At 73.1% G+C, this 20,199-nt stretch carries 14 protein-coding genes; 5 read left to right on the top strand and 9 right to left on the bottom strand.

Going from position 1 to position 20,199, the window contains the following annotated elements:
- Window positions 1-26: 26 nt before the first annotated feature.
- From ACFYXV_RS06080 to ACFYXV_RS06060, 5 genes are read right to left on the bottom strand one after another with little or no spacing between them, the layout of a single operon-like run.
- Window positions 27-755, bottom strand: coding sequence for a class I SAM-dependent methyltransferase (locus ACFYXV_RS06080; RefSeq protein WP_389382087.1), 729 nt, complete (start codon window positions 753-755; stop codon window positions 27-29).
- The gene (locus ACFYXV_RS06075; RefSeq protein WP_389382086.1) at window positions 739-1,875 is read right to left on the bottom strand and encodes a pyridoxal-phosphate dependent enzyme; all 1,137 of its coding nucleotides are present in this window, start codon (window positions 1,873-1,875) and stop codon (window positions 739-741) included. Before ACFYXV_RS06075 ends, ACFYXV_RS06080 begins: the two co-directional genes overlap by 17 nt.
- On the bottom strand, window positions 1,872-2,849 hold the full coding sequence (locus ACFYXV_RS06070) for a formylglycine-generating enzyme family protein (protein ID WP_385471747.1): 978 nt from the start codon (window positions 2,847-2,849) through the stop codon (window positions 1,872-1,874). The genes ACFYXV_RS06075 and ACFYXV_RS06070 overlap by 4 nt, the downstream gene beginning before the upstream one ends.
- Window positions 2,846-3,544, bottom strand: coding sequence for a GTP cyclohydrolase II RibA (gene ribA / locus ACFYXV_RS06065; protein ID WP_385471750.1), 699 nt, complete (start codon window positions 3,542-3,544; stop codon window positions 2,846-2,848). The genes ACFYXV_RS06070 and ribA overlap by 4 nt, the downstream gene beginning before the upstream one ends.
- Window positions 3,541-5,418 carry a WD40 repeat domain-containing protein gene (locus ACFYXV_RS06060; RefSeq protein ID WP_389382085.1) on the bottom strand — a complete coding sequence of 626 codons (1,878 nt, stop codon included), beginning with the start codon at window positions 5,416-5,418 and terminating at the stop codon, window positions 3,541-3,543. Before ACFYXV_RS06060 ends, ribA begins: the two co-directional genes overlap by 4 nt.
- A gap of 407 nt (window positions 5,419-5,825) precedes the next feature.
- Here ACFYXV_RS06060 and ACFYXV_RS06055 point away from each other — a divergent pair, with 407 nt between their 5' ends.
- From ACFYXV_RS06055 to ACFYXV_RS06040, 4 genes are all read left to right on the top strand, one after another.
- Window positions 5,826-9,200 carry an ATP-grasp domain-containing protein gene (locus ACFYXV_RS06055; protein ID WP_389382129.1) on the top strand — a complete coding sequence of 1,125 codons (3,375 nt, stop codon included), beginning with the start codon at window positions 5,826-5,828 and terminating at the stop codon, window positions 9,198-9,200.
- Entirely contained in the window at window positions 9,197-9,748 is a 552-nt protein-coding gene (locus ACFYXV_RS06050) for an NADPH-dependent FMN reductase (protein WP_385471755.1), read from the top strand. Before ACFYXV_RS06055 ends, ACFYXV_RS06050 begins: the two co-directional genes overlap by 4 nt.
- Window positions 9,749-9,856: 108 nt before the next feature.
- The gene (locus tag ACFYXV_RS06045; protein ID WP_389382084.1) at window positions 9,857-11,197 is read left to right on the top strand and encodes an acetyl-CoA carboxylase biotin carboxylase subunit family protein; all 1,341 of its coding nucleotides are present in this window, start codon (window positions 9,857-9,859) and stop codon (window positions 11,195-11,197) included.
- Window positions 11,198-11,267: 70 nt separating this feature from the next.
- Window positions 11,268-12,467, top strand: a complete 1,200-nt coding sequence (locus ACFYXV_RS06040) for an MFS transporter (protein ID WP_389382083.1) — start codon at window positions 11,268-11,270, stop codon at window positions 12,465-12,467.
- 78 nt (window positions 12,468-12,545) lie between these two features.
- On the opposite strand, the gene ACFYXV_RS06035 is transcribed toward ACFYXV_RS06040, so the two are convergent.
- Window positions 12,546-13,727 carry an IS701 family transposase gene (locus ACFYXV_RS06035; RefSeq protein WP_385471765.1) on the bottom strand — a complete coding sequence of 394 codons (1,182 nt, stop codon included), beginning with the start codon at window positions 13,725-13,727 and terminating at the stop codon, window positions 12,546-12,548.
- Between the two features lie 509 nt (window positions 13,728-14,236).
- Here ACFYXV_RS06035 and ACFYXV_RS06030 point away from each other — a divergent pair.
- Window positions 14,237-17,182, top strand: coding sequence for a BTAD domain-containing putative transcriptional regulator (locus ACFYXV_RS06030; protein ID WP_385471768.1), 2,946 nt, complete (start codon window positions 14,237-14,239; stop codon window positions 17,180-17,182).
- 94 nt (window positions 17,183-17,276) lie between these two features.
- Here the strand turns inward: ACFYXV_RS06030 and ACFYXV_RS06025 are convergent, their stop codons facing one another.
- The 3 genes from ACFYXV_RS06025 to ACFYXV_RS06015 all read right to left on the bottom strand — a co-directional run bounded on the left by ACFYXV_RS06025 (window position 17,277) and on the right by ACFYXV_RS06015 (window position 20,132).
- Window positions 17,277-17,465 (bottom strand): hypothetical protein, encoded by a 189-nt coding sequence (locus ACFYXV_RS06025; protein WP_383349335.1) that lies wholly within the window; start codon window positions 17,463-17,465, stop codon window positions 17,277-17,279.
- Between the two features lie 212 nt (window positions 17,466-17,677).
- Window positions 17,678-19,291, bottom strand: coding sequence for an FAD-dependent monooxygenase (locus ACFYXV_RS06020; protein WP_385471771.1), 1,614 nt, complete (start codon window positions 19,289-19,291; stop codon window positions 17,678-17,680).
- A 16-nt stretch (window positions 19,292-19,307) separates the two neighbouring features.
- The gene (locus tag ACFYXV_RS06015) at window positions 19,308-20,132 is read right to left on the bottom strand and encodes an arylamine N-acetyltransferase (protein WP_383349341.1); all 825 of its coding nucleotides are present in this window, start codon (window positions 20,130-20,132) and stop codon (window positions 19,308-19,310) included.
- Window positions 20,133-20,199 lie beyond the last annotated feature (67 nt).

Genomic DNA, 20,199 nt, shown 5'->3' with positions numbered 1-20,199 from the left:
CCTTTCTCTTCTCGCCTCGCGCGCCCTCAGACCGCGACGAAGGACAGGGTCAGGTACTTGAGCTGGTGGCCCTCGTAGACGAAGTGGCGGTCGATCTCCAGGCGGCCGGTGAAGCGGAAGCCGTTCGCCTCGTAGAGCTCGGTGACGAGCTCCTCGGTGAGCCACCAGTTCAGCCGCCCGTCCGCGAGCGGGTGCGGGGTGATCTCCCCGTCGGGGCTGAGGAAGACGCTGACGACCCAGGCACCGCCCGGGCGCAGCATCTTGCGGCCGTGCACCACCCAGGGCGCCCAGTCCTCGCGGCGCTGGTGGTGCAGGCAGCCGTTGTCGACGAGCAGGTCCAGGCCCTCGGCCTGGAAGGCCAGGAAGTCGCCCTGGTGGAAGCGGATCGAGCCGTTCTTGACCTGGGGGGTGTCCCATACGTCGAGCAGGTCGAGGCCGGTGACCTCGGCCTCCAGCCATTCGGCGAGGGAGGCCGTCTGCAGGCCGCGCCCGCAGCCGATGTCCAGGACGCGGGCCGGGCCGGTGCCCGGCTGGTGCTCGTCCGTGGGGGCGGCGGCGATCGCGAAGTGGGTGACGCGGTCGTTGGTCTTCGTGCCCGACCAGGAGTCGCGGTTGTTCTTGTACCACTGCTTGAAGGAGTTGCGGACGACCTCGCGGTAGCCGCAGTAATTGCGTTCGCCGTGCTCGGCGCTGTGGCCGCCGGCGGTCAGGACCGCGGGCGTGCCGCGTCCCTTGGTGTCATGATCCTGCGGCATGCTCCCACTCCTCGATTGTTCCGCGGCTTGCGACGACCGCGACTGCGTTGCGCCCTCGGGGGCCTTGGTCGACTTCCGCGGATGCGGCGAGCCATGCACCCGCGCCACTGCTCGATACGGCGATGGCGTGTTCCCGGCGCAGGTGGCGCATGGCCTGGAGGGCCTGCGGATAGGCGACGTCGGTGAAGCTGAAGTAGTCCTGCGGGAACGCGGCGAGCACGGGCTGGCGCAGGCCGTGGCCCAGCCCGCCCGTTCCGTTCATCCGGCGGGCGCCGCCGGGGGCGCGCCCGTCCCCGTAGACGGCCTCGGCGGGGAAGACGGCCACGGGACGGCAGTGCGGCCAGGCGCCGGCCAGGGCCATGGCGGTGCCGGCGAGGCTGCCGCCGGTGCCGACGGCCGCGGCCAGGGCGACCGGTTCGACCCCGTAGCCGGAGAGCTGGCCGATGATCTCCGCGCCGGTGTGCTCGCGGTGCAGGGCGGCGCCCACGGCCGCGCAGTGCTGGAGCAGCAGCTGCCGGTCCTCGCGTTCGGCCACGCGGACGGCCTCGTCCATCGCGCCGAGGAAGCCGGTGCCCTCGGCGGCCGTGGTGGTCCGGGCCCCGTTGCGGCGCAGTACGTCCAGGAGCCGCTCGGGGGCGCCGTGCGGGACCACCAGGTGCAGGTCCAGTGCCAGTTGGCCGCACAGCTCGGCCAGGGCGACGGCGAGGCTGCCGCCCGAGTACTCGGCCAGCCGGAGCCGGGGGGTTCCCGCCGAGGCCGCGGCCGCGCACAGCAGACCGTACGCGGTACGGGACTTGACGGATCCGGAGGCGTTGGCGGCCTCCGTCTTGAGCCAGACCGTGCCGCGGCCCGCCCGGCTGGGCACCGGGACGAGCGGGGTGTCCCCGATGCCGGGGCGCAGCGCGGCGAGCCGGGGCAGCAGCCGGTGGGCCTCGGCCTCCAGCGGCGCGAAGGCCCGGGCGAGGTCGGCCGGGGACGGGGCCCGGTCGGCCAGGACCCGTCTGATGTCGGCGAAGCCGGGTACGGGAGGGGCCGGTTCGGGGCCGGCCGGTGCGGGGGCCGCCGGTGGGGGGAGGGCCGTGAGGACCGGCCCCCCGCCGGGGCGCAGGGCGGTCGTCATGAGGGCCGCTCGCCGGTGGCGAGGCGGAACCCGACGGGGTACAGCGGCCCGGGGAAGGCGCCGTGGCGGCGCCGGGTGCGGGTCAGGTCGCCGAAGCGGGAGAAGGAGCCGCCGCGGGCGACGCGGTAGCTGCCCATCGACTGCACCAGGTGGTCGGCCACGTAGGGGCCGTCGGGGTAGGGGGCGTACTCGTCGGCGGTGAACTCCTCGACGTTGCCGCCCATGTCGTGGACGCCGTACGGGGAGCGGCCGGCCGGGAACGCGCCGACGGGGCTGGTGGTGTGCACGCCGGACTCGCGGGTGTTGGCCGCCTCCGGGTCGAAGCCGCCGGGCCAGGGGTAGGGCAGGCCCTCGGGGCCCTTGGCGGCGTGCTCCCACTCGGCCTCGGTGGGCAGCCGCCACGGGTGCCCGGTGCGCTCGGTGAGCCAGGCGGCGTAGGCGTCGGCGTGCTCGGGGCGGATGCCGGCCACCGGGTGGTTGGAGCGGTCCCACGGGTAGGCGCCCAGGTACCAGGTGGTGGGGCGCTCCTCCAGGCCGGTGTCGGCCAGGAAGGCGCGGTACTCGCCGTTGGTGACGGGGTACGTGGCGATCCAGAAGTCGGCGATCTCCACGGTGTGCTCGGGGCACTCCTTGAGGATCCAGGACTCCTCCACGCCCACGTGCGCCCAGGCGTTGGTGACGTATCCGGTCTCGTTCTCGGGGAGGCCGATGCGGATCCGGCCGCCGGGCACGTGGCGGGTGGCGGGGCCCGCCCCGGTGGTGGGGGAGGGGATGCGGGGGTCGCCGAGCAGGCCGAGGACGTGGCCGGCGGCGAGGCGCTCGGCGGTCGGCAGCTCCGGGTCCTCCACGGCGGCGGCGAGCTCCTGCGCGGTGGTGCCGGGCAGCCGGGCGGGGTGCAGCCTGCCGGGGTCGGCGAGGCCGGCGTGTTCCTTGAAGTGCGGGGAGTCCGCGAGGTCTTCGAGTGAGAGTGTCATGCCGCGGCCTCCTGGAGCAGGGCGATGGTGTGGCCGGCGAGTTCGGCCTTGGCGGACAGGTAGCGGGAGTTCTCCGCGGTGACGTACACGCCGGTGGGGATCACCTCGGTGATCTCGATGCCGTGCGTGCGCAGCTCCCGCACCTTGTCGGGATTGTTGGTGAGCAGGCGGATCCGGGTCAGGCCGAGGGCGTGGAGCATGGCGGCGGCGGCCGCGTAGTCCCGCTCGTCGTCGCCGCGGCCGATCATGCGGTTCGCGGCGAAGGTGTCGTGGTCCTGGGACTGGAGGACGTAGGTGTCGAGCTTGTTGTAGAGCCCGATGCCGCGGCCCTCCTGGCGCAGGTACAGGACGGCGCCGCCGTGGTCGGCGATCGCCCGCAGGGCCTCGTCGAGCTGGGGCCCGCAGTCGCAGCGGGCCGAGCCGAGGACGTCGCCGGTCAGGCATTCGCTGTGCAGGCGCACCAGCGGCGGCGCGCTGTCGGCGGGGGCGCTGTCGGTGGGGGCGGCGGGTACGAGGACCGCGAAGTGCTCGCCGGGGTCGGGCAGGTGGTGGAAGGTGACGAGGTCGGCGCCGCGGCCCCGGACGCGGGAGAGCGTGACGGGCACGCGGGCCCGGACCGCCGCCGGGATCGCGCCGGGAACGGCCGTGGTCACGGCTTCCGTGACCGCTTCCGGTGTCTCGGCCGAGGTCGTCATGCGGCCACCTGCTTCCGGTCGGCGCTCTGCGCGATGTCGTCGATGTGGAGGGTGTGCTGGATGTGGGCGCCGTACTCGTCGACGGCGACGAAGACGATCCGGCCGTCCCAGCCGGCCACGGCCACGCGGCCGTCGGCGAGCTGGAACATGCAGGAAAGGCCCTGGGCGAACCCGGCGAGGACGCGGCCGGAGGCGAGGGTGCCCGCCGAGTCGGCCCAGTCCACCTGCCAGCAGTAGAGGTTGAAGTCGTAGGAGCCGGCCAGGACGGTGGGCCTGGCGGGGTCGCCCAGCAGCGAGACGCACTTGACGGACTCGTCGGAGCCGAGCAGCGTCTGCGGGGCGCCGGCGCTCCAGCCGCTGTCCGCGGTACGGGTGATCCGGCCGACCTTGACGGTGTGGTCGCGGGAGGCGCTGGCGACGACGGAGCCTTCGGGGCCGTGCAGGCCGGCGACCGCGTTGACGAGGTTGCCGTGCTCCCACAGCTTGGTGCGCCCGCGCGCGCCGCCCGCCTCGATGGTCCGGTCGGTGGCGGCGGACAGGAAGCCGCCGCCGGGGATCGGGGCCAGGGACTTCACCGATCCGCCGTGGGCCTCTATGCGCTCCTCCAGCCGCAGCGTGGCGGGGTCCACGACGAGGAACTCGCCGTTGTAGGTGCCCGCGATCAGCCGGCCCCCGTCGACGGTGAGGGAGGGGATCGGTGCGCCGAGGCACTCGCTGGAGGTGCGGGTGCCGTCCCAGCGGATGACGTGGCCGGAGTAGGTGCCGGCGTAGATCGTGTCGCCGTCGGTGGTGAGGGACAGGATCGGTCCGTCGGTGAGCTCGATCGGGGTGGCCCGGCTCTGGGCGCCGTTCTCGATGCGGACGGCGAAGACGGTGCCGGAGTCCCCGCCGATCAGCAGCTCGTCGCCGCGCGCGGCAAGGGCGTTGGGGCCGTGGGTGGCGCGCTCGGGGCCGGAGAGCTCGGCCGCGGTGGCCATGTCGTACAGGTGCGGGGCGTTGCGGAAGGAGCCCGCGGCGACCAGGCCCTGGGCGGCGGCGACGGAGCGGGGCCACACACGGAGGTCGGCGACGGTGTGCCGGCGCTCGCCGGAGCGGTCGAACCAGTGCAGGGAGCCGTCGTAGGCGCCGACGACGAACGCGGAGTCGTCCTCGGCCCAGTCGACGGCGCGGGCGGCGGAGCTGGAGACCTCGACGGTCAGCACGTGCTCCAGCTCGCGGGTCAGCAGGTCGACGCGGCCGTCGTCGCGGGCCACGGCGAGGAGGTCGCCGGCCCGGGACCAGGCGCAGCCCTCGATGGAGGATTCGTAGTGCCGCTTGCGCGCGGCGCCGGCGCCGGAGGCGGAGGCGGAGGCGGGGTCGCTGACGGCGACCAGGCCGTCCTCGCCGACCGTGGCGGCCAGGCCCTCGGCGCTGACGGAGACCATCATGCAGTGCGCCTCGTGGGAGCCGACCTCGGTGAGGAAGGTGCCGTCGAGTACGGACCACAGGGTGGCGCGGCCGTCCTCGGAGACGCAGATGAGGCGCTCGCCGTCGGGCAGCCAGGCGACCGAGTTGATGTCGTCGGTGTGCCGGGCCAGGACGTTGACCAGCGTGGCCGGGCCCTCCTGGGGGACGCGCCAGATGCCGACCGTCTTGTCGGCGGAGGCCGTCGCGAGCAGGGTCGGGTCGGCGGGGTTCCAGGCCGAGGAGTTGACGAGGCGGCGGTGGCGCAGCGTCGCGGTCTCGGCGGGGCGGGCGGGGTCGGCGGTGTTCCAGACGATCACGGTTCCGTCGTAGGACGAGGTGGCGAGGCGGGAACCGTCCGGGCTGAAGGCCACGTGGGTGATCGGGGCCGAATGTCCGGTCCCCGATTTCGGGATGGAGATGGTGCGCACGCTGTCTCTGTCCTTTGCTTCGGAGCCGGGAAGGTCGGTTTTCAAGATGGGGATCGGATGGGGGTGTCCACTTTCCTGGCATTCAAGCTAATGGGCGCCGCAAAAAGCTGTGAAATACCGTCCGGCAATGTGGGAAGTTTCCCGACCTGATGGATTCGAATTGTTTTGCTTGACATGTTGTCGCAGGTCAGAGTGGGTCTTGGCGGGATCGAAACGGGAGTGAAACGGGAACGGGTCGGGAATGGATCGGGAAGAGGTGATGGAGTGAGCGGGATTATCGGGCTGCCGCTTGCTCTCCGGTCCCCGCGCCTTGATGCTTCGATGAGAAGAGGACTCAAGGGGCTGAGCTCATGCATGTTGTTCTGTTGGAGACGGCATACGTCAGAGGCTTTGACGTCGTGGCAGAGATGGCCGACGACGGTATCGAGGTCACCTTCGTCACGGAGCGCCTGGACGCCTACCGCGCCAATGCCGGGTTCGAGCTGATCGAACGCGCGGCGCGGGTGGTGGAGGTGGCGGACCTGTCCGGCGGCCACGACCTGGCCGCCCTGCTGCGGGGACGGCTCGGCCCCAACCCGGTCGACGGCGTCATCTGCCGCGACGAGAACCTCCTGCACGGCGCGGCGCTGTTCGCCCGCGACCTGGGCCTGCCCCACGAATCACCGGAGGCGGCCCGGCTGCTCGGCGACAAGTCGGCCGTACGGGAACGGCTCGGGAAGGCCGGTATCGGCAGCCTGCGCTGGCGCCGGGCGGTCACCGTGGAGGAGGGGCTGGCGGCGGTCGACGAGATCGGGCTGCCCTGCGTGGTCAAGCCGACGTCCGGCCGGTATTCGGTCGGGGTCACCGTGGCGTGGACCCGGGAGCAGGCCGCCGCCGGGCTGGCCGCGATCCTGGGGAGCCCGTACGGGAACGGTGAGGAGGACGGCGGCGGGCGGCCCGTCGCGCTCGTCGAGGAGTACGCGGTCGGGCGCCACGTCAGCGCCGAACTGATCGTCCAGGACGGGCGCGTGGTCCTGTACGGATTCGCCGAGCGCGTCCCCGCGGCGCCCGGGACCACCGCCGAGCTGGGCGGACACTTCCCGGCCCGCTTCCAGGGCATGGGCGCCGCACGGCGGTTCGTCCTGGACACCGTCGAGGCGCTGGGCGTCCGGACGAGCGCGCTCCACGTGGAACTGCTCGTCACGCCGACCGGCCCGGAGCTGATCGAGGTGAACGGCCGGATCGCCGGGCACGTGGTGACCCGGCAGATGTCGCTGGCGCTGGACCGCTCGGTCGCCCGCGACCTGGTCGCCCTCGCCACCGGCACGCCGGTCGAGGACGCGGCCCCGCCCGTGGCCACCGTGGCGCTGCGCGCCCTGTGGAGCCGGACCGAAGGGATCGTGCGCGGCACGGTTCCCGGGCCCCGGGAGCTGCCCGCCGGGGTGGTCGACTGCGAGGTGACCGCCGGACCCGGGGACCGGGTGCCGGCGCTGGGCACCAACCACGACCGGTTCGGGTACCTGATGGTGCGCGGCGCCGACGCCGCGACGGCGGTGCGGACCGCCGCGGAGGCCGCGGCCCGGGTCCAGGAGTCGCTGCGCATCGAGCCGGTCGCCGCCGCGCGGCCGGAAGCCGGGCGGGAGCTCCCGGAGCACGGCGCCGCCGGCGGCGAGCACGTGGTGCTGCTGCTGGACGGGGGTGATCCGGTCGAGCGGATCGTGAGCGCGGCCGGCGCGGTGACCGCGCGGCTGACCGTGCTGCGGCGCGACGAGCTCACCTTCGACGAGGTGCGCGCGCGGTTCCTGGCGGCGCACGAGAGCGTCCCGGTGGCCGGGGTGCTGTCCTGGTCGGGCACGTACGAGCGCGAGGCGCGCGAGCTGCGCGCGCTGGCCGCAGGAGCCGGACGGGCGGACGAGCCGGGCGGCGAGGAACTCGGTGAGCTCGACGAGTTGCTGGAGGAGCTCGCCTTCGTCAGCGACCCCGTGCACACCGTGCTGGCCCTCGCGGCCGCCGGAGGCCGGGTGGACGTGCTCGCCGTGATCGACGAGAGCGGCGACCAGGCCGCCGAGGACGGCAGCACCGAGCGCCGCCTGACCGCGGGCCCGGTGCCCGCGCGGCTGCTGGCCCGCACCGCGGAGGCCGTGCGCGACGCCGGGACCGAGGGGCCCGCCCGGGTCGTCTTCGGCGCGCGCAACACCCGCCCGCTGGTCCTGCCCGGCTTCGACCGGCAGGTCCTCGACCTCTACGACGCCGCCCACCGGCGGAGCCTGGTGACGGCCGCCGCCGAGAGCGCCCTGGGCCGGCCGGTGGCCGCCGCCCTGCCCGACGCCGGGCGGATCGCCGTCCAGCGCCACGTCCTGTCCGGGCCGGGCCGCTTCCGCGTGGTCGCCGCGACCGGTGCCGAGGAGCTGTACGACTGGCCCGAGACGGCCTTCGTGCGGACCCCGCTCGACCGCGAGGGCGTCCACAACGGGCCGGTCGTCCGCCTGGAGTACACGGTGGCCGCGCCGGACACGGTCCGCGCGGAGCAGGCGGTGGCCCGGATCGAGCGCTCGCTGCTGTGGAAGACCGAGTCGGCCGACCGTACGCACGTCCTGCTGCTGGACCGGATCGGCCCCGGGGTGTGGACCCGCGACGACGGCTCGCCGCTGCTGGACCCGGACCGCTACCGGGTCAGCGTGCTGAGCTCGTCCGCCGGCAACACCACCGGCAGCGCCGCCGACTTCGCCGCCCGCACCGACGTGTTCGACCCGGACGGGGTACGGGCCCTGGCGGGCGCGGTGCACGCGCTGTACCCGGTGGACCGGGTCGCCACCGTCTCCGAGCGGCTGCTGGAGCCGGCCGCCGAGCTGCGCGCCCGCCTCGGCACGCCGGGCAGTGACCCGGCGACCGCGCGCAAGTTCGTGGACAAGGCGGTGATGAAGCGCATCGCCCGGCGGGCGGGCATCCGCACCGCCGACGGGCACCTGATCCACACGCCCGAGGACGTCACCGGCCTGTTCGCCCGGCACGGCCGGGTCGTGGTCAAGCCGCGCGACGGCTCGGGCTCGTACGGGGTGTCGGTGCTCACCGACGCCCGGCAGGTCGAGCGGTGGGTGCGCGAGGAGTTCACCCCCGGCACCCACCTGTGCGAGGGGTTCGTGGCGGGCGACATGTGCCACATCGACGCCGTCGTCTACGAGGGAGACGTGATCTGGGACGTGTCCCGGTACGTGAGCGACACCCTGGCCGTCTCCCGGGTGGAGCCGCTCTCCTCGATCACGGTCGCCGACCCGGCGGTGCGCGCGGCCGCCCGCGAACTGCTCGGCCAGGTCGTCGACGCCTGGCAGGTCACGGCCGGAGTGCTGCACCTGGAGGCCTTCCTGGACGAGTCCGGGGCCTTCACCTTCTGCGAGGTGGCGGGCCGCCCGGGCGGCGCGGGCATCCGCCAGGCCTTCCTGGCCACGACCGGCGTCGACCTCTTCCACGCCAAGATCCTCACCGACGTGGGACTGGACCCCAGGGCCGGCCGGGTCGGGCCCGTGGGCGCGTACGCGGGCTGGACCGTGCACTTCACGGCCGGCGGGATGCTGCTGGACTTCGACGATTCGGCGGTCGCGCAGGAGGCGTACCACCGCAACGTGCCGTACCGGATCGGCGACGTGGTCCCGCCGCAGCCGTTCTCGGGGACGGGCGCCTGTACGTACGTCTTCACCCACGACTCGCACGAGGAGGTCCGCCGACTGGTCGCCAGTGCCGAACACGAGGTGCGCCTGGTGATCGGACTGGAGCCGAGGCCCGGGTCCGCGGGGGCCGGGCGGTGATACTCGGCATCCTCGGCAGCGCCTCCGCGGACTCGGTCTCGCGCCGGGTCCTGGAGGTGGCCGCCCAGCGGATCAGGGCGGCCGGGGCGGCGTACGAACTCCTGGACCTGAGCGTGGAGTTCCCCGGACGCCACCGGATCGAGGACTACGACGACCCGCCCCCGCACAGCCAGACGGCGGCCCTCCGCGCCCGCGTCGCCGCGGCGAGCGGCGCCGTCTTCGCCACACCGGTCTACCACGGCTCGTACAGCGGGCTGCTCAAGAACGCCCTGGACCACCTCACCGGCGACTCGCTGGCCGACCGGCCCGTGGGGCTGATCGCCGCGGGCGGCGGCCCGCGCGGCGCGGGCACCGCCTGCGACCAGATGCGGGCGGTGGTGAGGGCACTCGGCGGCTGGGCCGTGCCCACCCATGTGGCCTCGGCCCGCGGCGACTTCACGCCGGGGGTCCCGCTGGAGGAGCTGCACATACGGATGGACCGGATGGTGGGCGAACTGCTCTCGTTCCGATCCGCCCGCAGGCTTCCGGCGGCCCTCGCCGGCCGATGAGCCGGGAGCCCTCCGCCCCCCGATGAACCCCCGACGCTCCGACCCCCGACCCCCGACCCCCGACCCCCGACCCAGCGAAGGCAAGCCCGTCACCTGAAAGGACGCGCCATGACCCCCCGCCCCGCCCGCCCGTCCGCCGGACCCGAGGACCAGCCGCACCTGCTGCTGATCTCGGGGATCGGCGGCCATCCGCCCGCCGCGGCGCTCGACTCCCTCTCGCGGATCGGCCCGGCGGTCTCCGTCGTCCACATCGCGGCATGGGGCGACCCGGAACCGGTGCGCGCCGACTGGGCCGCACGCGGACTGCGCGGTGAGTTCCTCACCGCCGCCGGCCTCGACGACGCCGTGACCGTGGGCCTCGCCCTCCACGAGCGGTACCCGGTGTCGGGCGTGGTCACCTACTCGGAGCTGCTGCTGCGGCCGCAGGCCGAGCTGGCCGAACGCCTCGGGCTGCCGGGCAACGCGCCCGAGGCGGTGGGCATCGCCCAGTCCAAGTCCCGCCAGCGGCGGGTCTTCGCCGAACAGGGGGTGCCCTCACCTCGGTTCGCGGAGATCCGCGAGGAGGCCGACCTGGCGGAGGCGGCCCGGAGCATCGGGCTCCCCGCCGTCTTCAAGCCCTCGCTCGGCGCCGGCAGCCAGAGCGTGCGGCTGGTCCGCACGTACGGGGAACTCGTCGAGGCGTACCGCGACGGCCGGGCCACCGTCTCGGCCTTCCTCCAGAGCGAGGACGTCTTCCTGCTGGAAGAGCGTCTCGAACTGGAGGCGGACGGAGACAGCGGCTGGGCCGCCTACTGCAGCGTCGAATCACTCCTCGCGGCCGGGGAGCGGCACCACCTGGCCGTCTCCGACCGGATCCGGCTGCGCCACGGTTACGCGGAGGAGGGCGCGTCGATGCCGTCGAGGCTCGGCGCGGCCGACCGGGCGGCCGTCGTCGACTGCGCGGACCGGGCGATCCGGGCCATCGGGCTGACGACGGGGGCCGTGCACACGGAGATCGCGCTGACCCCGCACGGGCCGCGCGTCATCGAGGTCAACGCCCGCGCGGGCGGGCCGATGCCGGTCATGTTCGAGGTCGGCGCAGGGTACGACTACGCCGAGCAGATCGGCCGCAGCGCACTGGGCCTGGCACCGGACGCCGTGCCCGAGTTCACGCGGACGGCGCTGGTGAGGATGGTGCCGATCCCGGCCGGCGAGTGGCTGGTGACCGCGCAGACCCCGGTGGCGGAGCTCATGGCGGCCTTCCCCGAACTGGCCTACGTGAAGCCGCGTTTCGGGATCGGCCAGTCGGCGAGCCGGGACCGGACCCTGCACCTGGCGACGTTCATGCTCGGCGCGCCGACGCCCGCCGGGGCCCTGGAGCTCGCCGGCCGGATCGAGCGGGCCCTCGGCATCGCACTCGAAGAGGCGGCCGGCGCACCGTCCGAGCCCGTCCCGGCCCTGGCCACGTAGCCGTGGACACACACCCCCTGCCCCGCCCGACTCCGCAATCCCGCCTACTCATGACGTGGGGATCGCTCCGATGAAGAAACGCATCTACGCCACTGGACTATCCGACGCCGTCGGACTCGGGATGTACCTGTCCCTGTCCGTCCTCTTCTTCCACAAGGCCGTGGAACTGCCCAACGCCGAGATCGGGCTCGTCCTCGGCATCGCCGGCATCACCTCGCTGCTGGGGGCCATGCCCATCGCGCGGGCCGCCGAGCGCTTCGGCACCCGTACCGTGCTCACCGTCCTGTTCCTGGTCCGGGCCGCCGCCTTCCTGGCGCTGGCCGTGTCCTCCTCCTTCGTCGCCGCCCTGCTCGCCTCGGCGGTCGCGGGGGTGCTGAGCCGGGGCATCAGCCCGCTGATCGAATCGGGGCTCATCGCACGGGCGAGCAACGAGGAGGCGGTCGGGGCCCTCGCCCGGCTCCGGTCGCTGCGCAACGCCGGCATGGCGGCCGGCGCGCTGCCCTCCGGGGCGGCCATCGCGATCGACGAGGCCTGGGCCTACCGGGCGGTGATGGTGCTCTCCGCCGTCCTGTTCATCGGCTGCGCCGCCGTCTGCCGGACCCTCGCCGACGGCGGAAGCCCGGCCGGGGCCGCGCGGGGCGGCCCCTCACGCGGCAGCGTCCTGCGCGACCGGGCCTTCCTGCGCATCACCGTCCTGTACGGGGCCCTGACCATGTCGGCGCTGGTCCTCGGGCTCGGGGTCCCGCTGTGGGTGGTCCAGCAGACGCAGGCTCCCGCCTGGACCGTGACCGTGGTCCAGGTCCTCAACACCGCCGTCGTCGTCGCCCTCCAGGTCCGGATCAGCAAGGGGTCGGACGACTTCCGCACGGCCCGCAGGATGATGCGGCGCGGCGGGCTGCTGTCGGCTCTGGCAGCGGGGGTCGTACCGCTGACGGTGTTCGGCGACGCGACCACGAACCTGGCCCTGGTGGTCGCAGCCGCGCTGCTCTTCTCCCTCGGGGAGCTGTACATCATGTCCGGCGCCACCGGCGCCGCCCTGCTGCACATCCCCGAGGGCCGCAAGACCGGCTACCTCGCCGCCTTCAACCTCGGCTTCGCCGTCACCACCGTCGTGGGACCCCCTCTCATCACCACCTCCGTCGGCTGGGGCGGCTGGGCCTGGCTCGGCTGGGCGGTCTACTTCACCACCGTCGGCCTGGTCGCCACGCGCCTCCCGCAGCCGGCCCCGGCCGCCGGGAAGGCGCCGCAGACCGCGGGAAGCCCCGCGTGAGGCGGGCCGAGGGAGCATGGGAGCGGGCCCCGAACATTCCCCTGTGCTCGGCGTACCGTCATCCTCGGACGACACGCCTCAGCCCATCTGCCGCAGCGGCCGGTTCCGCGACGGACTGTCGGACGAACCCTCGGCCCGAGTGCGGCCAGCGGCGTGGTCGGCGCCGATCGCGACGCTGTGGGCGGCCGAGGCGAGCGTGAGGTGACGGTGCCAGCCCTTGAAGGAGCGGCCGGCGAAGTCGCGCAGACCGGCCCGCTCACCGGTGACGGCGCTGTCGAAGGCCGTCCGCCGGCTGAGCTTGGCCAGCCGCATCAGCCCGTCGAGCGAGGTCGTGGTGAGATCCGTGAGCCACAACTCGCTGGGCGGGCCGTTGCGGTTGGTCCACTCGCCCATCAGCAGCCACTGCTGCGGACCGGCGGGCGAACGGCGCGGCTGCGGCAGCTCGACGCGTATGCCGGCGACCAGGGTGCTGCGCACGACGGGCGTCCCCGATGAGGGGTCCAGCCATTCGACGGGCCGGCGCAGCCCGCGGACGTGCTGGAGCATGTCGGCCAGCGGTATCGGTCCGGCGCCGTACCCGGGCATGGCCGTGTCGGCGACCCGCAGCTGGTCCATGGGACGCATCCGGGCCATGACGGGAACTCCCGCGGCGTGGAAGCGGCTCAGCACGGCGCTGCTGACGAAGTCGCGGGAGGGCAGCACCACCGGGCGGCGCTCCACGTCGCCCCAGGCGAGGACGTCGAGGGCGGAGGCGGTGGCGCACTCGCCCGGCGATTCCTCCTCCACCCAGTCGGGGATGTCGGCCCGGCGGCGCTTCTCCTCGTCCTGGAGCCAGGAAGGGGAGAGGTACAGCCGCCAGTTGACCGGCGCGCTCATCGCCTCCGAGGCCATCCACAGGCCGAAGGAGTGCTGGCCGTGCACGGAGTGCCCCAGCTCGGGGACGAACCGGCGGTCTATGCCCGCCGACTGCTCGCCCGCCTTCTGGATCGGCATGGACTGGACGACCCAGGCCTTGGGCTGGACCGTCTGCTCCACGTGCCGGGCGAGCGCGGCGCGCATCGGGGCCCAGTTCCAGGTGGATTCGCTGATGAAGTGGTGCAGCGACTGCTCGGTGCCCGCTCCGCCGACGACTCCGGCCATGTTGCGGATCGACTTGCGCCCTTCCGCGTAGAGCAGTCCCCGCAGGTACTGCTCACCGCGGGCGCGCTGGTCGCTGCGGCGCAGCGACATGAACAGCTGAGGTGCGAGCTCCGAGATCATCGCTTCGACGATCTGCGCTCTGTGGTCGGCCGTCGTGGTCGACGGTATGGCGGGTGGGGAGTGGGGGGCCTGTGCCGGAGGAGTGGCTACAGGTGCTTGGTAGGCGCTGTGCGCGGCGGCAGGCCGGGTGCCGGAATGGTTCGCCGCGCGCCGCACGGTCCGCCGGCTGGCGCCGAGGCCGAAAGTCTTCATCGCTGCTCCTGAGTCCGAGTCAGGACGCAACTGTGCGAGCAGCCGTTCCCGCTTCGTTCCCTCTTCGCTACCGCTTCCCACCGGAAGCTCTTAGGATCCTGGGGAAGGCTCTTCAGCAGGGGGCATTGAGGGGGATGGGCAAGGAGGCCATGGCGAATTCAGTGGAAAGCCAGGTGCGTTTCAACATTCTTGGACCGCTTGAAGGGTGGATGGCGGGAGAACGGTTAAAGCTCGGCGGGCAAATTTACGAACGAGTTCTTGCCACTCTGCTGCTCGAACCGGGAAATATTGTCCCGGTTGTCCGTCTTGTGGAGGCGGTGTGGGATGAGGAACCTCCGGTAACCGCTTCCCACCAGGTACGCAAGGCCGTCGCCGACCTGCGGCGCCGGATCCCGGGGGGCGGGAAGCTGATCGTCACGGACGGTCCCGGCTACCGCGTACAGGTGGGGGACGAGCAGCTCGACCTGCTCGAATTCAACGGACACATGCAGCAGGCCCGGCGCGCCGTCGCCGTGGGCCAGCCCCAGGAGGCGGCCGACCAGCTGCGCGCCGCCCTGGCCCTGTGGCGCGGCCCGGTGATGTCGGGTGCCGGCGGCTCGGTGGTCGAGGCCGCGGGGGCGGTACTGGAGGAACGCCGGCTGGGGGCGGCCGAGCAGCTCTTCGAACTGCGCCTGGCCCTGGGGGAGGCCGGCGAACTCATCGGAGACCTGCGCACGCTCATCGCACAGCACCCGCTGCGGGAATCGCTGCGCGGCCATCTGATCCTGGCGCTGTACCGCTCCGGCCGGCAGGCCGAGGCGCTCGCCGAGTACGCCAAGGTCCGCGAACTGCTCGTCGAGGAACTGGGCATAGACCCCAGCACGCAGCTCACCAAGTTGTACGAGGACATCCTGCGCGCCTCCCCGGAGCTCGCCGGACCGGCCGCCCGGCCGGTGTCCGTGGCCGGTCCGCCCGCGCCGCAGCCGCCGGAGGCGGCCGCTCCGGACGCCCGACGGCCGGCGCCGTCCGGCGCCGGGAGCGACCGCTTCCCGACCCTCGCCTCCCTGCACGGCGCCCCCTGCACCCTGCCGCCCGGCATTCCCGACTTCACCGGTCGTGAGCGCGAGCTGGCCGAGGTGCTGGAGGCGTGCCGCCAGGACGCGGGAGAAGGGTCCCGGGTCGTCGCGATCGACGGCATGGGCGGCTGCGGCAAGACCTCGCTGGCGGTGCGCACCGCGTACCAGCTGGCCGAGGAGTACCCGGACGGCCAGCTCTACGCCGACCTGCGCGGCTTCACCCCCGGTGAGAAGCCGCAGCGGCCGGCCGCCACCCTCGGCGGTCTGCTGCGCACCCTCGGCGTGCCCGCCGACAGCATTCCCGACGACGAGGCGGGCCTGATCGGCCTGTGGCGGGCCACCCTGACGGGCCGGCGCCTGCTGCTGCTCTTCGACAACGCCCTCGACGCCGGCCAGGTGCTGCCCCTGCTCCCGTCCTCCACCGAGTGCCTGGTGCTGGTCACCAGCCGGGCCCGGCTGCTCGACCTGGACGGCGCGGACTGGATCTCGCTCGGGGTGATGGAGCCGCGGGAGAGCCGGGTGATGCTCGACGAGATCCTCGGAGACAGCCGGGTGGCCAGGGAGCCGGAGGCCGCCGCCGAACTCGCCGACCTGTGCGGCCACCTCCCGCTGGCCCTGCGGCTGGCCGTGGCCCGGCTGCGCAACCGTCCGCGCTGGACCGTGCGCTACCTGGTCGAAAGGCTGGAGGACGAGACCCGCAGGCTGGACGAGCTGAGCGCGGGCGAGCGCAGCGTGGCCGCCACGCTCAGCCTGTCGTACAAGGCCCTGGAACCCGAGCTCCAGGCCGCGTTCTGCCTGCTCGGCCTGCATCCGGGCGGAGAGGTCGACGTCTACTCGGCCGCGGCCCTGCTGGAGACCGGGGTCCGGGACGCGGAGGACATGCTGGAGGACCTCCTCGACATGCACCTGCTGGTGCAGAACGAACCGGGGCGGTACGCCTTCCACGACCTGGTGCGCACGTACGCGCTCTCCCTCGGCGAGGGCAGGGGCGGGCGCGAGGCCCGGGAGGCCGACGGCCGGCTGCTCGCCTACTACACGGCGGCGACCGAGGCCGCGTGCACGCTGCTGTTCCCCAGTCGCCGCAGGATGGACGTGGACGCGCCCGGAACCGCGTACGCGCTGCCGCCGATGCGCCGTGAGGACCGCACCCTGGAGTGGTTCGACCGGGAGTCCGCGGGCGTCCAGACCCTGCTGGCCCGGGGCGGCCACGAGGAGAGCCCGCGCCTGGTGTTCGCCCTGGCACGCAACGCGTCCTTCCACCTGAACCTGCGCGGACGGTTCGCGGAGTTCGAGGCGGTGTGCCGGGCGGGCCTCATCGCGACGCGCGGCATGGGCGATCCCCTGCTGATCTGCCGGGCCCTCAACAACCTCGGGGTGGCGTGCTGGAGGCTCGGCCGCTTCACCGAGGCGGTGGAGGCAGGGGAGGAAGCGCTCGACTGGGCGCGCAAGGCCGGGGGCCTGGACGACGAGGCGGTCTCCCTCGGGCTGCTCGGGCTCGCGCACTACGCGATGGGGAACCTGACGAGCGCGTACGACTACACGACGCAGGCCGTACGGGCCTTCCAGACGGGGGACGTCAAGCGTCTGGCGCAGCAGCAGGCGGAGGACCTCAACACGCTCGGCACGGTGTGCCTGGCACTGGGCCGCCACGACGAGGCGGCCGAAGCCGTCCACCGCGCGATCGAGATCTCCCGGACCCACCCCCACTCGGGCGGGGAGGTCACCGCGTGGACGAGCATGGCCCTGGCCCAGATCGGCAAGGGCGAGTTCGAGGCCGCCCACGTCAGCGTGACGCGGGCGTGGGCGCTGAGCGCCACCGCCGTGGAAGAGCACCTGGTCCTGACCCTCGCGGTCTGGTCGGACGTGAGCGACCGGCTCGGTGACGCCCACCGGGCGCAGGAGCAGGAGGACCGGGCCCTGGAGCTGATCAGTCACAGAACCTCTCCGCAGCGGCGCTCCCGGGTGGACAACATCCTGGCGCTCCGGCACGCCCGCAACGGCCGGCACGAAGAGGCCCTGCGCCTGCACGAGCGGGCGCTCGCCTGTGCCGAGGTGATGGAGTACCGCGTCGAGATGGCCCACGCGCTGGACGGGATGGCGGCCGCGGCCGGGCAGCTCGGCCTGCCGGCCGCCGCCCAGTACCGGGAGCGGGCCGAGATGCTCTTCGAGGCGATGGGGGTGCCGCCCGAGGGGCGGCGCACCCTCTGACCGGAGCGCGGGTGCGCGGTGGTGGTGGTACGGCAAAAGCAGTGGGCCCCGTCCGGTTTCCCGGACGGGGCCCACTGCTTGCGCGGGGGTTGGTTCAGACGCCCGTGGGGGTCGCCGGCGGCGTGGTCGGGGGCGTGGACGGGGCGACGCCCGGGCCCTTGTTGTCGGCCAGTACGGAGTGGCTGGTGCCGTTGGCCTCGTGGTCCTGCTCTACTGCCGCACCCAGGCCCAGGGCGAGGGCGACCGCGAAGATACCGACCAGACCAGCGAGCTTGCCGCGCATTTCGAACCCCTTGTTTGTTTGGAAATCCCGTGTCGCTTTCGACATGACAGAGATTCGCAACGGGGCTTCCTGCTCCAGTCCCTCTCCGTTCCCGCTTGAGCAGGAGCCGGTATGGGAACGGAACGGGAACGGGCAGTCTAACGAGAAAACCGGGGGGCTATCCGGTATTTCATTGGCCGGATATCGCCGTTCGGATATCGGTGGATTGGCGCTCAGGAAAAGGAGAGTCGCAGTTCCGCTTCGAGCCTTCCCAGATCCCGTGCATGGCCGTGAGCGGCGATATGACCGTCCGGCCGGATCAGGTAGTAGCCCGCGGAGCCGCATCCGGCCTGCGCGGCGGCGTCGCGGCGCCGTACCGTCACTTGCCGCAACAGTGGCCATTGCGCCACGATGTGGCCCAATTCCTCTTCCCAGCCCCGGTTCCCGTCCGGGACGACCACCAGATTCCAGCCGTGCGGATCCGCGGCCGGTCCGGAGATCCCGTACGCGAGTGCCAGACGGCGCGGGAAGACCGCTCCCACCTCCAGCACGCCGGGCAGGGAACGCCGTACGCGGCAGCCCGTCCAGCCCGAGGGCTGCTGGGTGTCGCGGGTCGGCGGGTACGAGAGCCGACGGCCGGCCATCACCGGGGCGTAGAACTCCGAGACGATCCCGGTCCGGTCGAGGAGCCGGAAGGCCGCGTCGCGCGCCGCCACGCTGGCCTTGGACTTGAACAGCCAGGCCCGGGTCTGGAAGTCGGTGTCGCGCACGAGCTGCCGGGTGACCTCCGCACGCTCCTCGCCGTAAGAGGAGAGCAGGGAGGAGGGGGACTCGCCCCGGATCACCGAGGCCAGCTTCCAGGCGAGGTTGTGCGCGTCCTGGAGGCCGTTGTTCATGCCCTGCCCGCCGGCCGGGCTGTGCACGTGGGCGGCGTCGCCGGCCAGGAAGACCCGGCCGCGCTGGAATTCGCTCGCCCGCCGGGCGTGAACCCGGAACACGGCCTTCCAAACCGCCTCCTTGATCCGTACGCCGCGCGGCCCGCGCTCGTCGATGACGGCCTGCATCATGGCGGCGTCGACCTCGCCGCCGCCCTGCGGCATGACCGACAGGAAGCGGAAGATGCCGCCCGGGATGGGCACGATCACCAGGGCGCCGTTCGCGGACTGGTAGAAGTGGCACTCGTCCGGAGGGAGATACCCATCAATGCGGGCATCGATGAGCGCGAAGGCCATCTCATAAGTGGATCCCTCGAATCCGACGCCGAGCTGGCCGCGGACGGCGCTGCCGGCACCGTCGGCGCCGACGACGAACGGCACCCGGATCCGCTGCAGCCCCTCGGGGGTCTCCAGCACCGCCGTCACGCCGTCGGTGGCCTCGATCCGGCCGGAGTAGTCCAGTCCGTCCAGGGCCAGCAGCCGCACCCCGCGCTCGATCTTGCCGCCGAGTTCCTGCAGCCGCTCGGTGAGCAGCCGCTCGGTGACGTGCTGGGGCAGGGTGCGGCACGCCAGGTCGTCGGTGAATCCGAAGGAGGCCAGCGGGCGCCGTTCGGAGAAGTAGCTCAGCGTGTTGATCCGTACGGACTCCTCGTCGACCACGCCGCCCAGACCGGTGTCCTCAAGGATGTCGAGGGCGCGCGGCCAGACGGACAGGGCCTTGGGAGTCAGCATGGGTTCGACGGCGCGGTCGATCACGCGGACCCTGATGCCGCGCCGCAGCAGTTCGACGGCGGTCAGCAGTCCGGTGGGGCCGGCCCCGACCACCAGGACGTCCAGGTCGGACGCCCCGGCGGCGGAAACCGCTTCGCCCTCTCTCGTGGGCCGGCTCTCGCCGGCTATCAGGTCAGCCATGGCCTCTGGGACTCTCTCAGTCGGTGCGGACGCCGGTGGTGATGGAGTTCTCCGGCTCGGTGGGCAGGCGGTCGAGGCTGATGCCGAAGTGCGTCTTGTACGCGGCGATGACCTCGGCGTCGTCCTGGAGGACGGTCTTCGAGCGCTGGTCGCCGTCGACGACGTTCAGGTGGCGGCCCTTGAGGGTCACCAGACCGTTCTCGGTGCGGATGGAGCAGAACAGGGCCTGCATGAAAGAGGAGTCGGGCGCCGTGCGGTACCACCACAGCGACGGGGCGTAGTCCTCGATGCGGACCGGGGTCTCGACCACCTGGTACAGCGGGCGGCCGCCGAGCCACAGGTCCACGGTGCCGGGCTTGTCCTCGACGTCCTTGAGCTGGTACTCGCCGTGCGGGTCGCCCTGGACCTCGCGGCTGTTCCAGTCGAGCGGGAAACGGCTGTTGCGGCCGAAGCCGGTGTCGACGAGGTACGCGTTCTCGCCGATGGTCACCTTGAGGGCGAGGTGGCCGAGGAACGGGCCCACGCCCTCCGGCCGGTGCACGCGGCCCGGCAGGATGTCGACCTCGTAGCCCAGGGCCTCCAGCACGAAGCCCAGCGCCGGGTTGACCTCGTAGCAGCCGCCGCCGCGGCTGTCGATCGCGACCTTGTCCACGGACCGCTTGTCCATGTGGATCTCGCGGCCTTCGAGGTGGTAGTCGAGGTTCTCGAACGGGACGGACAGCACGGCGCGTTCGGCCAGGTGCCGCAGCCCGGCGAGGTCGGGCTGCGCCGGGCGGGTGGCGCCGATCCGGGTGAGGTAGGCGTCGACCCGGGCGTCGTCGATCGGGGTTGCGTCCAGCATGGGTTCTCCTTGAAGGGTGTCGCTCTCCGGCGGGGCGGGGAACGCAGGGAGGGGAGGGGTGTGCGGG

Origin of the sequence: Streptomyces sp. NPDC002181 (assembly GCF_042890485.1) — a bacterium.
In the GTDB taxonomy this organism is placed as follows: Bacteria; Actinomycetota; Actinomycetes; order Streptomycetales; family Streptomycetaceae; genus Streptomyces.
This window is presented reverse-complemented; position numbering and strand designations above follow the sequence as displayed.